Raw genomic sequence first — 11784 nt, 5'->3', positions numbered from 1 at the left:
TCTTCATCGCCTGTTTCGACATTATCTTTCTATATTAGACGTTGAATTGTCCGTTGGATATGAATCATAGTATGATTAAAGTATTATTGTACGACCTGAAAGGAGTTTAATGATGCAGGGGATCCGCATCATCGACTTCCGGCTTGACCGGGGGCAAGAGGGCCCTTTCGCAGACGAAGCCTTTGAACCTCACGACTTGTTGGTCGTCGTCACGTACGGCAAGCTTCACATTCGAATAGACGGCATGCCGTTAGCCGCCACGAAAGGAGACGTTATATACGTTCCCGCGGGGGCGACCTGCGAAGCAAATCAAGCCGCAAACGCTTTTCACGAAAAATATGTCGCCCTGTTGTCCCCGCGCGCGAACGCCACAGGTCTCCCGCTGCTCGACGACGGTATCGTCCGGATCGCAAAATACGTGCCGTTCGAATGGATGTCCGACCGTCTCCGAACGATGCACGGCGAATGGCAGGAGGACGCGCCGTATGCCACCGTTCGGTGCGAAGCGATTCTGCTCGAGCTGGCAGCCGTATGGAGCCGGGAGCTGCAAAAAGAACCGCCCAGCCCTTCGTCCCTGCTGCTTGCCGAACGGATGAAGGCTTATATCGCCGGCCACTACCGGGAGAAAATTACGAAGGACGAGCTAGGCGCGGCGATCGGGCGCACGCCCAATCACGCGGCGGCGCTTTTCAAGCGTTCGACGGGCCAGACGATCAGCGAATACGCGCATGCGGTGCGGATCAAGACGGCCGTTTATATGCTTAAAGAATCGCTGCTTACGGCCGGCGAAATCTCCGAATTTCTCGGTTATCGGGACTTGTCTTATTTCCACAGAATATTCAAAAAACTGACGGGATTCCCGCCCACTCACTTTATGAATGATCGAAATCCGAATAACTAATGACGTTAATCGTCATCGCAAGTCGATTAATGACATAAAATGTTGCTTCACGTGAAACAATTCGTATCCTTAAAAGCCATGAGCGCCCGTATAGAAGGAACTGCCAATCGATATAATAACCTCCATCAACGGAGGTGATAGACATGGCCAGAAGCAACCAACTCGTCGTCCCCGAATGCCGCGCCGCGCTCGAGCAGTTGAAGTTCGAGATCGCGCAAGAGCTCGGCATCCATATTCCGCAGGACGGCTATTACGGCAATATGTTGACGCGCGAAGCCGGCCAGATTGGCGGCAACATCACAAAACGGCTCGTACAAATCGCCGAACAGCAATTGGGCGGCAGATTCTGAAAGTCGCTGCACAGCGGCTATTCAAATGAAAAAAAGGGGCTATCTCAAAAGGTAGTGCCTCGGCGCATACCTCCGTTTTGCTAAGAGGCTCTATGTGGAGCCTCTTTGGCTCGTTTGACGGCGCGTTTCGGCAAAGTAGTCCTATATGGGACCTCTTTGCTGCGGTCAGCGGTGCGGCCCCGCAAAGCGGCTCTCGCGCCAAGCGTCTCGCCAGGTCATTGTCTAAGTGCAATAAAGGAACCAATAGACCAAAAACGTAACGGGACGAAGCAGAATGATACTCTGCTTCGTCCCGTTTATCCAGATCGGCTTCGGTTTTGCTTTTTGCTTCAACTTTGGAAGGTCATTTGAGACAACTTCTATTCAGGAAAAAAACTTATTGTCACTCGTTTAAACAACCTCGTAGCCTTGTTCTTCGATCGCCGTCTTAATATCCGCGAGACCAAGCTTGCTCTCGTCGTAGCTCACGGCTACCGATCCGGCCGCCAGGTCGACCTTCGCATCCGCGCCCAATTTCTTAAGCGCGCCCTCCACGCTATTGACGCAGTGTCCGCAAGACATGCCTTCTACTTTTAGGGTCGCATTCACGGTTATAGCCTCCTTAGCATCGTTATACGTTAAATATAATATACCCCTGTATGGTATGTAAAGTGAAAGGTGAAAAGTGAAAAGTGAAAACAAAAGCCCTCAAGCCGAATCGCTCGGGCTTGAAGGCTGTTTTGCTGCGCTGCCGGCTTCAAACGAATCAAACGTACTTGTTCAATGCCGTCCTGTACACTTCGATCGGGCGAAGACCGACCAGCTTCTCCACCGGCTGGCCGTCGTTGAACAAAATAACGGTCGGATTGGCCATCACGCCGAACGTCGAGGCCGTCTCGGGCGACTCGTCGGTGTCGACCTTTACGACGGATACTCGCTCAGCATATTCTTCCGCCAACGTCTCGATAATCGGCAGCAGCGCTTTGCACGGCGGGCACCAGGTCGCCCCGAAGTCCACCAGCGTCACGCCAGTACGCGTCACCGCGTTTTCAAAATCCATATCGTTCGCTTCTCTCATCTCTCGCCCGCAACTCCTTCGCCCTGCTCGGATTCGCCGCGGAAGGAAGAAATGCGGTCGACCAGGTTATCGCGAATGCGCGTCAGCTGCGCAATCTGCGCCTCGAGGTCCGACAGCTTGCTCTCGTATACCGGCAGCACTTCGGTGCAGAACGTCTCCGGCCGGCTGAGCACACAGTTCAGAAATCCCGCGATCTGCTCCGTCGTCAGCCCCAGCTGCAAATAAAAGCGGATCGTGCGCACCTGCTCCTCGGCCAGCGGCGAGTACTCGCGATAGCCGTTAGCTTCGCGCAGCGGCGCGATCAGACCCTGCGCTTCATAGTAACGCAGCGAACGGATGCTCGCTCCCGTCCTGCGCGACAGCTCGCCGATTTTCACCAAGACCGCCTCCTTCCTTCCCGGCTTGCTCCAGCATACACGCTGCCATTAATGTCAGGGTCAAGCGTTGCGGCGACAAGATCAGTCGCGTTCGTAAATCGACCCTGAGCGGCTCGCGAAAAACTCGGCGTACACTTTTTCCGCGTACGCGTCCGTCATGCCCGACAAATAATCCGCCACGAGCCGTTCCCATGGCCAGCGTCCCTTGTGCTGCTCGAAGCTCTCGTGCCAGTCAGGCGGGATAATCAGCTTGCCGGCCTCGTATTCCTTGAAGCTGCCCCACAGCCTGCGGATCATCACCTCGCTGCGCTTGTGCAGCCGTTGCACGCGAAAATCCTTGATCAGCGTCACCCAGGCGAGCTTTTTCAGAATCTCCATCGTCCGCAGCAGCTCGATGTCTTGCGCGCCGTCGCGAATGAAAGTCACCTTTTTCCAGCCCTTGGCGGGATCGTCCAGAATGCCGACCTGGTTGGCGAACTTGCGCACCCAGCGGGCCTTCATCTCGCGCCTCGCCCGCGAAGGCTCGCCTCCGCAATCGATGTATATTTGCTCCCATTGCTCGAGATAGCCGCTCAGCACCGTTCGAACCATCGACGGCAGATCGATCTGCTCCCAATTCATGCTGTGGTTGCCGGGGTCGTCGTTGATTTCCTGAATAAGCGCCGCCACGATGCGTTCGTCCTCGAAAAGGGTCCGGCTCATCGGAATCTTGCCTGCGCGAATGCCGTCCTCCAGGTCATGCGTCGAATAAGCGATATCGTCGCAAAGATCCATGAGCTGGGCTTCGAGCGTCGCACAGCCTTCGGGCATGCCCCACAGGTCGCGGAGGTATCGGATGCCTTCCCATTCCATATGGTAGACGCCCTTAAGCCGCCCGGGCTCGTCGAGATTGTACGGGTACTTGTTGATGCCGAGCAGCACCGATGCACTTAAGTCAAGTCCGCTGTCGCTGCCGGCCCGTTTTTCGAGAAACATCAAAATCCGGAAGTTTTGCGCATTGCCCTCGTACTTCAGCCCGAACTCCTCCATCAGCAGGTCGTTCAGCACCTCTTCGCCCTTGTGGCCGAACGGCGGATGGCCGAGATCGTGCGCGAGCGCCGCCACCTCGACGACCTCGGGGTCGATCATGAGTCCGGGATGCTCTCTTCTGCTAAGCATTTCGTACTGCTTGCCCAGACGTCGGGCAACCTCGCGCGCGATTTGCGACACTTCGATGGAATGCGTCAGACGCGTCCGGTAATAGTCCCCGCTGCCCGCGCCGAACACTTGCGATTTGCCTTGCAGCCGCCGGAACGACGGGGATTGGATAAGCCGCGCGTAATCCTTTTCGTATTCGTCGCGGTCATCGCCGGAATGTATGTTTTCGGTATCGAACAGTCTCATTTTGCGGAGATTCGTTTGTCCTTTTTGCAGGGTCATCGGCCTCTTGCTCCTCTACAGTCTGAACGGCTATGGTTAGTCCAACCGGCGTTGATATCGGGATTAGTATATGCGCCAACCGAAGATGAAGCAAGCCCGATGTAAGCTTGGCGGCAGCTTGTCTGCCCAATCGAGAGCGGTTGCGGGCTTATGGCGATATGCGGTAGTCTGATGAGAGAGATTGTCGGCGAAAAAAGGCCGGCGGACGGCGCGAATCGGGAGAACACGCGGCGGTTCGGCGGCGAAAGGTGCAACTATGAAAAAAATCGGATGGGCCGTCGTCGTCTATGGCCTAGTCATAGGCGGGTTTTGGCTATACAAGGACGAGCTGCTCGCCCTTATGCAGAGCGGTTCGGGGTCGCTATGGGTCATGCTGCTGCTGGCGTTTGCGCTCGCGTTTTTTCCGGTTCTTCCTTATAAACTATTTATCGCGATGGCCGCCTACGCATATGGCGCGCCGGGGGGCGCGCTCATCAGCTGGTTCGGCGCCACCGTTGCGGCCGTCCTCATGTATTTCTATGCGCGCCTGTTCCTCTCCGACGCTGCCGAAGGCTGGCTGTCGCGCAGTCCGAAGCTGAAGGCGTTTGCCGAGCGGCTGGGGAGACGGCCGTTCTGGTTCGTTTTTGCAGCTCGGCTCGTGCCTTTCCTGCCGCAGCCGGTCGTGAACCTGTATGCGGCGGCAGCCGGCATCCGGCCGCTGCCTTACATCGCCGGTACGGCGCTCGGCAAGCTGCCGATGATGGCCCTCTATGCGTTTGCGGGAGAGAAGCTGCTGGGATACTTGCTGGGATAGACAGTTGGCGGTTCATGTCAAGCGGTTTAAAAAGGCTATTGCATTTGGGAGTCATCGTGGTCGGAAGCGTGCTTCAGCAATGTGACGCTATGCAGAGCTTCTCGGCCTTGGTTGACGACGCGATGCAGCGATGAAAAACTGGAGTCGCGCGGGACGCTATCGCCGGCACGTCCGTCACCGTTCTACCGGGTCAGCATATCGCCGTCAGCGTCGTATTTCACCGCACTGCCTGCATATATGCATCTTTTTATGCCGACTTCGCCCCTTTTGTATAGATTAGATGCAAAAGCGCAGGCATTTTGCTTCATCAGCCGCATTTTCGGTTTGTGTTAGGCATTTACCTGCACATTTGCAGGCATTTCATCAGATGTCGCGAACCGACAGAAAATACCTGTACAAATGCAGGTTTTTTTACCCGCCAAACATCCACAACACTCCTGTACGCCGAAAACGCGCTTGAATATCCGCAAATTACCGCCCAGTTCATTATTGTAAGACCTTTCCACAAAAGCCAAACGCGACGAAGCGGAAGACCTGCTGCTCCATCGCGTTTGGCTTTTAATGTACCGCTGTATTGTTTGCTTACAAATGACGCAGCAGCATCCGCTCCACATGCGCGAGATGCTCGTTCATCCGCAGCGATGCCGCAAGCGGCTCCTGCTCGGCGACGGCGTCGAGGATGGCCGAGTGCTCCTCAAACAGCCGGCGCGCGACGGAGCGGTTCGCATACAGCTCGACACGGCGGATGTCGCGGATCGCCCGCTCCATCTGCCCCGTAATCGATGCGAACAGCGAGATCATGATCTCGTTGCGCGTTGCCTTGGCGAGCAGCAGGTGAAACTTGAGATCGGTCCGCTCCCCTTCGACATCGTCGCCGATCGCGGCTTCCATCTCGATCTGGAGCGCGCGAAGGGCGGCCAGGTCCTCGGTCGTGCGCTTGGCTGCGGCGATCGAGGCGATCGACACTTCGAGCGTCTGGCGCACCTCGAGCAGCTCTAGCAGCGTCTTGCGGTCGTCCCGCAAGGACGACAGCTCGGGAGGCTCGAGGCCCGCCGCTCCTAACTGCGAGCCGCCGGACGGCGGAGCGGCTGCGACCCTGCAGCCACCCCCCTGGCGGATGTCGATGAGCCCCATTGCCTTCAAGGCGCTGAGCGCCTCCCGCGTCGTCGACCGGCCGACGCCGAACTGCTCGGAGATCTCCCGCGTCGACGGGAGCTTGTCGCCCGGCTTCAGCCGCCCGTCCTCGATCTGACGGCGGATCTGCATCGCAATCTCTTCGTAATGGTTGCGCTTGGTCAGACGCTTCGCTTCGATCGGTCTCGCCTCCTTGAACGGCTTCGCTTCAGCCGATGATGACCGCATAGACGACGCCGGGACCATGCACGCCGATCGTCAGATCGTTCTCGATGTCCGAGGACCGGCTCGGCCCCGTGATGAAATGGACGCCGGCCGGCAGCGCTTCGCGCCCGCCTTCGTCCATCGGGATGAGCGCTTCGCCGAGCCGGGTGCCGAGCCGCTCGACCGGAATCAAGATGAACAGCACGGTCGGCAGCAAAGAGACCGAACGGCCCTTGTTCGCTGCCGAGCGCACGACGACCGAGCCCGTATAAGCGAGCGCCTGATCGGCAATAACGACGCCGATATCCGCTTCGGCCGCCCGCGCTTTCCAGGCGACGTCTTCGTCCGCATTCCAGACCGACACCTCGGCCTCCGGCACGGACGCTTCCAGGCCCAGCGTTGCCAGCTCGGCCTGGTCCTGCCGCACGATGATGCGCGCGCTGAGCTCCTGCGCCCGCTCGGCGATAAAGCGGCCGGCTTCGGCCAGATCCTGCGCGCGCGCAGTGTGCCCGCCGACGCTCCGCCAGTTCGCCTCGAAGCGTTCGACGCGCTCCTCGGGCGTCCAGTCGAACGTCCGCCAGAAATCCGGCGCGCCCCGCACCGGCTGCACGGGCTTGGACGTCATCCGCGGATGGCGCAGCCTGGCGGCAATGCCGTTCATGAACGATTCCTGCTTGGCCCGGGACGCGCGCTCCATCTCCGCCAGCCAGGCGGCATGCTCCGCGTCTCCGCCCGTCCGTCCAGACTGCTCCTTAATGTCCGCCATGTCCGCCGCCTCCTTGTTCCCGCTCTTTGACGATTTGTTCCATTCTCCGCTTCATATCCGGCGCCATCTGCGGACGCTCGGCGTCCATCTCGCGGTTGAGCTTCTCCCAACGGTCGCGGAACGAACGTCTCGGCAAGCTTGGCGTCACCCGGTAGCTGTTCCAGCCCTTCAAAGGCCCTAGCTTCGTGCGAATCTCGCCGCCGCGGACGACGAGGCGCTGGCCGATCTTGCCGATCGCAAGCGCAGCCTTCATCGCCGCGCTCGAGCCCGTTAGCGCCGCGAAGCCCTTCATGCCGACCGTTTCGACCGCCTTGCCGTTGCCGGTCTCCACCTTGCGGCGCCGCAGGTAGATGAGCATCTCGTGCAGCGGAATTTTGACCGGGCAGGCTTCATAGCAGGCCCCGCACAAGCTCGACGCGTTGGCGATATCGTCCCATTCGGAGACGTTTTTGTTAAGCGCCGGCGTGAGCACCGCGCCGATCGGTCCGCTGTACGTGCTGCCGTAAGCATGTCCGCCGATATGGCGGTACACCGGGCAGGCGTTGAGGCAGGCGCCGCAGCGGATGCAGTTGAGCAGCTCCTGGAACTCGGGATCGCCGAGCTGCAGCGAGCGGCCGTTGTCGACGATGATGATGTGCATCTCTTCCGGACCGTCCGCATCGGCCGTCCGCTTGGGACCAGTGATGGCCGACATATACATCGTCAGCTTCTGCCCGGTCGCCGAGCGCGGCAGCAGCGTCGCCATCACTTCAAGATCCTCGAACGAAGGAATGATGCGCTCCATGCCCATCAGCGTAATTTGCGTTTTCGGCACCGTCGTGACCATGCGTGCGTTGCCTTCGTTTTCGAACAGCACCATCGAGCCGGTCTCCGCGATCGCGAAGTTGCAGCCGGTCATGCCGATGTCCGCCTCGAGGAACTTCTCGCGCAGCTTCTTGCGCACGAAGCCCGCGAGCACGGTCGTATCCGCCTCCAGCTTTTCTCCCGCCACCTCGGAGAGCAGATCCGCGATCTGATAACGGTTTTTGTGAATGGCAGGTATGACGATATGCGAGGGCATCTCGCCGGCCAGCTGAATGATATATTCGCCGAGGTCGGTCTCGATCGCTTCGACGCCGATCTTCTCGAGCGCGTGATTCAGATGCAGCTCCTCGGATACCATGGACTTCGACTTGACGACGGTCTTGGCCGCCTTCCGCTTCGCAATGTCCATCGAGATGGCGACCGCGTCTTCGCCCGTTTCGGCGAAGTGCACGTGCACGCCGTTCGCTCGTGCGTTCTCGACGAACAAATTCAAATAATAGTCGAGATGGGCAATCGTATGCAGCCGGATCTGCCGCCCCCGCTCCCGCCACTCATCCCAATTCCCGTGCTCCGCCGAGGCATTTTTTTTCCCGTTGCGAAGCCGCTCGGTCGTGAACTTGACCGCCTTGACGAGAAACTCGTCGTTCAGCGCCAGCTCCGCCCGCTCCTTAACCGTCGCTCTTCCCTTTTGCGCGCTCATGCCAGTCCCGCTCCTTCCGCCAGCACCTCTGCCAGATGCATGACCCGCACTTGTTCTCCGCGATAACGCAGGTTGCCCGCGATGTTCATGAGGCAGGCCATGTCGAGCCCGACCAGCACCTCGGCCTCGGTCTCCTTCACGTGATCGACCTTCTCGGACACCATCGCTCCCGATATATCCGCCATCTTGACCGCAAACGTGCCGCCGAACCCGCAGCAATCTTCCGCGAACGGCAGCGGCACGAACTCAAGACCCTGCACGTTCGACATAAGCGCCATCGGCTCGTTCTTGACGCCGAGCAGCCGCGTGCCGTGGCAGGACGGATGGTAAGTCACCTTGTGCGGGAAGCTGGCGCCGACGTCCGTCACGCCGAGCACGTTGACGAGAAACTGGGTGAATTCGTACGACTTGTCCCGCAGCCGCTCCGCCCGCGCGAGCTGGACCGGATCCGACTCGAACAGCTTCGGATAATGGTGAATCATGCCCGTGCAGGAACCGGACGGCGAGATCACGAAGTCGCTGTCCTCGAACGCGTCGAGAATCGTCTTGGCGCTCGCGCGCGCCTCCTGCCAATAGCCGCTGTTGAAAGCAGGCTGGCCGCAGCAGGTTTGAAGCCGGGGAAATTCGAGCGACACGCCGTACTGCGCGAGCACCCGAACCATCGCCTCGCCCACGCGCGGATAGATGGCGTCTCCGAGACAGGTGATGAACAATGAGACCTTCATAGCTTGACACCTCGCGTTTTTAATTAGGATATGTCAGGTTGTCAGACAAGTTGATGACGGGAAAAGCGCAGACAAGTCTGCGCCGCGATCTATGATCGTACTGCTTCATCCATATTATTGATTGTACTGCCTTATTGTCAATGAATCGGACTGCGGCATTCACGTTGTTGTCACAATAGGAGCGCAAACCGCCGGATCTCGCGCGCTCCGGCAAAACTTTGCTTCAAACGATCGGACGAATGGGGCGTCGACCGCTTGGGCTGCATCAGGCTATGCTTACGGCAATGCCGCGGGACTCAAGCTCGCGCACGATCTCGCCCGGCAAGCGCCTGTCGGTGACGATCCGGTCCACCTCGGACAAGTCGGACACATGCGTAAAAGCCTGCATGCCGAACTTGCTCGAATCGGCCAGCACGTGCACGCTGTCGGCCATGCCGATCATCTTGTGCTTGATGCGCGCCTGCAGCTCGTTGGACTCGCTGATCCCCCGCTCGAGGTGGACGCCCTTGCAAGAAAGGAACAGCTTGTCGACATGATAGGCGTCGAGCGAGCGCTCGGCGAGCGGACCGACGTACGACAGCGATCTGCGCGCCAGCAGGCCGCCCGTCGAAATGACCTCGATCTTCTCCTTGCCGGAAAGCTCGAGCGCCACCTTGATGGAGTTGGTCAGCACGGTGAGCGGAATATCCGGCATCTCGCGCGCCATGTACCACGCCGTGGAGCTCGCGTCCAGCAGGATCCGGTCCTTGGGCGAGATGAGCTTGATCGCCTCGATGGCGATGCGCCGCTTGTCGTCCGCGCGGATGATCTCCCGCTCGGAGTATGGCGTCTCGGGCTGCGTCTGCACGTCCAGATCCTTGACGCTCACGGCGCCGCCATGCGACCTCCGCAGCCGCCCGGCCTGCTCCAGCCGGTCGAGATCGCGGCGGATCGTCTCCTCGGTGACGCCGCATTGCTCGGACAGCTCGGACACGCGGATGCTGCCGCGTTCGTTAACGAGCTCTACGATTTTTTCATAACGTTCCGCGACGAGCATTCGGCGTCCTCCTTTCTTCTATCCTACTTCGACAGTGACGTCGTCCGCAAGAATTTTCCGTAAGCGTCTTCCCAGATGTCCGCATCCTCGGGTCCGTAGGTCACGACTTCGAACGAATCGCGGATGACCCGGCGCGCCTCGCGCAGGTCGGCCAGTTCGCCGGACGCAATCCATTGGACGGCAAGGTTGCCGATCGCGCTGCCCTCGGCCGGACCGGCCCAGACCGGCTTGCCGATGGCGGACGCGGTCCAGCGGCAGAGCAGCGTATTCTGAATGCCGCCGCCTACCATATGAAGACCGCTATAGCGCACGCCGCTCAGCTCTTCTACCCGCTCTAGCGCGTACCGGTACTTGAGCGCGAGGCTCTCGAGAATGCAGCGCATCGTCTGGCCGATGCCTTCCGGCGGCTGCTGTCCGGTGCGGCGGCAGTACTCGGCGACTCGCCCCGGCATGTCGCCCGGCGGCAGAAAAAGCTCGTCGTCCGGATCGATAAAGGAAGCGAACGACGGCGCCTCTTCGGCCATCGCCACCAGCTCGGGGAACGAATAGACGACGCCCTGTCGCTCCCAGGCTCTGCGGGATTCGTTGACGATCCAAAGGCCCATGATGTTTTTGAGCAGTCTGTACGTGCCGTATGCGCCGCCTTCGTTCGTGAAGTTCAATTCCCGCGCGCGGTCCGTGAGCACGGGCTCGGTCACTTCCGTGCCGATGAGCGACCAGGTTCCGCAGCTCAGATAGGCGAAATGCTCGTCTAGCGCCGGCACCGCGACGACGGCCGAGCCGGTGTCGTGCTCGGCGACCGCATAGACCGGAATCGCCGGCACGCCTAGCTCCTCGGTCACCGCTTCGCATAGCGCGCCAGCTCTATCTCCGGGCGCGAGTACCGGACCGAACCATTCGGCAGGTATGTCGAGCTTCGCGAGCAGCTCTCGATCCCAATCTTTTGTCGTTGCGTTGAACAGCTGCGTCGTCGTCGCATTGGTGAACTCGGCATGCATTTCTCCCGTCAGGAAGTAGCGCAGCAAATCCGGGATCATCAGGAAGCGCTTGGCTTCGCGCAGCAGCGGATTGCCGGCGGACTTCAGCGCGTACAGCTGAAAAATCGAATTGAACGGCAAAAACTGGATGCCGGTTTTGGCGAACAGCTCGGCTTCGGGAATTTCCGCGAACAGCACGGGCATGATGCCTGTCGTATGATTGTCCCGATAGTGATACGGATTGCCGAGCAGCTCGCCGCTCTCGCCGACGAATCCGAAGTCGACGGCCCAGGAGTCGATGCCGATGCTCTGGATTTCGATGCCGCGCTGCTTGGCCTTAAGAAGCGCCTGCTTCATCTCGTGCAGCAGCCGGAGAATGTCCCAGTGCAGCCTGCCGCCGACCTGGACCGGATCGTTCGGAAACCGGTGCAGCTCCTCCGTCTCGATCCGGCCGTCCTTCAGTCTGCCGAGCAGCGCCCGGCCGCTGCTCGCCCCCAGATCGTAAGCCAATATGTCGGCCATCTTCAGCTACCTCCAGTAT

13 protein-coding genes are annotated in these 11784 nt (G+C 59.6%); 3 read left to right on the top strand and 10 right to left on the bottom strand.

From position 1 onward, the window contains the following. Positions 1 to 112 precede the first annotated feature (112 nt). Both ACFSR7_RS29060 and ACFSR7_RS29055 read left to right on the top strand, forming a co-directional pair. Positions 113 to 901 (top strand): helix-turn-helix transcriptional regulator, encoded by a 789-nt coding sequence (locus tag ACFSR7_RS29060; protein ID WP_378167679.1) that lies wholly within the window; start codon positions 113 to 115, stop codon positions 899 to 901. A 143-nt stretch (positions 902 to 1044) separates the two neighbouring features. After that, positions 1045 to 1251, top strand: a complete 207-nt coding sequence (locus ACFSR7_RS29055) for an alpha/beta-type small acid-soluble spore protein (protein ID WP_378114688.1) — start codon at positions 1045 to 1047, stop codon at positions 1249 to 1251. 390 nt (positions 1252 to 1641) lie between these two features. Here ACFSR7_RS29055 and ACFSR7_RS29050 read toward each other — a convergent pair whose 3' ends face one another. The 4 genes from ACFSR7_RS29050 to ACFSR7_RS29035 all read right to left on the bottom strand — a co-directional run bounded on the left by ACFSR7_RS29050 (position 1642) and on the right by ACFSR7_RS29035 (position 4104). Then, positions 1642 to 1839: a cation transporter gene (locus ACFSR7_RS29050; RefSeq protein ID WP_378167677.1), complete on the bottom strand. Its 198-nt coding sequence runs from the start codon at positions 1837 to 1839 to the stop codon at positions 1642 to 1644. A 157-nt stretch (positions 1840 to 1996) separates the two neighbouring features. Beyond that, positions 1997 to 2308 (bottom strand): thioredoxin family protein, encoded by a 312-nt coding sequence (locus tag ACFSR7_RS29045; RefSeq protein WP_378167675.1) that lies wholly within the window; start codon positions 2306 to 2308, stop codon positions 1997 to 1999. After that, entirely contained in the window at positions 2305 to 2685 is a 381-nt protein-coding gene (locus tag ACFSR7_RS29040; RefSeq protein WP_378167673.1) for a MerR family transcriptional regulator, read from the bottom strand. Before ACFSR7_RS29040 ends, ACFSR7_RS29045 begins: the two co-directional genes overlap by 4 nt. An 81-nt stretch (positions 2686 to 2766) precedes the next feature. After that, on the bottom strand, positions 2767 to 4104 hold the full coding sequence (locus ACFSR7_RS29035) for a deoxyguanosinetriphosphate triphosphohydrolase family protein (RefSeq protein WP_378167671.1): 1338 nt from the start codon (positions 4102 to 4104) through the stop codon (positions 2767 to 2769). A 256-nt stretch (positions 4105 to 4360) separates the two neighbouring features. Here ACFSR7_RS29035 and ACFSR7_RS29030 point away from each other — a divergent pair, with 256 nt between their 5' ends. Further along, complete coding sequence (locus tag ACFSR7_RS29030) at positions 4361 to 4897, top strand: TVP38/TMEM64 family protein (RefSeq protein ID WP_378167669.1); 537 nt, start codon at positions 4361 to 4363, stop codon at positions 4895 to 4897. 582 nt (positions 4898 to 5479) lie between these two features. Here the strand turns inward: ACFSR7_RS29030 and ACFSR7_RS29025 are convergent. The 6 genes from ACFSR7_RS29025 to ACFSR7_RS29000 form a co-directional block, all read right to left on the bottom strand. Beyond that, positions 5480 to 6259: a FadR/GntR family transcriptional regulator gene (locus ACFSR7_RS29025; protein ID WP_378167667.1), complete on the bottom strand. Its 780-nt coding sequence runs from the start codon at positions 6257 to 6259 to the stop codon at positions 5480 to 5482. Next, the gene (locus ACFSR7_RS29020; protein ID WP_378168191.1) at positions 6240 to 6992 is read right to left on the bottom strand and encodes a LutC/YkgG family protein; all 753 of its coding nucleotides are present in this window, start codon (positions 6990 to 6992) and stop codon (positions 6240 to 6242) included. Before ACFSR7_RS29020 ends, ACFSR7_RS29025 begins: the two co-directional genes overlap by 20 nt. Further along, positions 6988 to 8505 carry a LutB/LldF family L-lactate oxidation iron-sulfur protein gene (locus tag ACFSR7_RS29015; protein WP_378167666.1) on the bottom strand — a complete coding sequence of 506 codons (1518 nt, stop codon included), beginning with the start codon at positions 8503 to 8505 and terminating at the stop codon, positions 6988 to 6990. Before ACFSR7_RS29015 ends, ACFSR7_RS29020 begins: the two co-directional genes overlap by 5 nt. Continuing rightward, entirely contained in the window at positions 8502 to 9230 is a 729-nt protein-coding gene (locus ACFSR7_RS29010) for a (Fe-S)-binding protein (protein WP_378167664.1), read from the bottom strand. Before ACFSR7_RS29010 ends, ACFSR7_RS29015 begins: the two co-directional genes overlap by 4 nt. A gap of 265 nt (positions 9231 to 9495) precedes the next feature. Continuing rightward, the gene (locus ACFSR7_RS29005; RefSeq protein WP_378167662.1) at positions 9496 to 10266 is read right to left on the bottom strand and encodes a DeoR/GlpR family DNA-binding transcription regulator; all 771 of its coding nucleotides are present in this window, start codon (positions 10264 to 10266) and stop codon (positions 9496 to 9498) included. Between the two features lie 23 nt (positions 10267 to 10289). Further along, a complete protein-coding gene (locus ACFSR7_RS29000) occupies positions 10290 to 11765 on the bottom strand; it encodes a rhamnulokinase (protein ID WP_378167660.1) in 1476 nt (491 codons plus the stop codon). Between the last annotated feature and the right edge of the window lie 19 nt (positions 11766 to 11784).

The sequence above is a fragment of the Cohnella sp. GCM10020058 genome, from assembly GCF_042683485.1.
Lineage (GTDB): Bacteria > Bacillota > Bacilli > Paenibacillales > Paenibacillaceae > Cohnella.
Note: the sequence above shows the minus strand (reverse complement) of the source record. Positions and strands in the feature narration are given on the sequence as shown.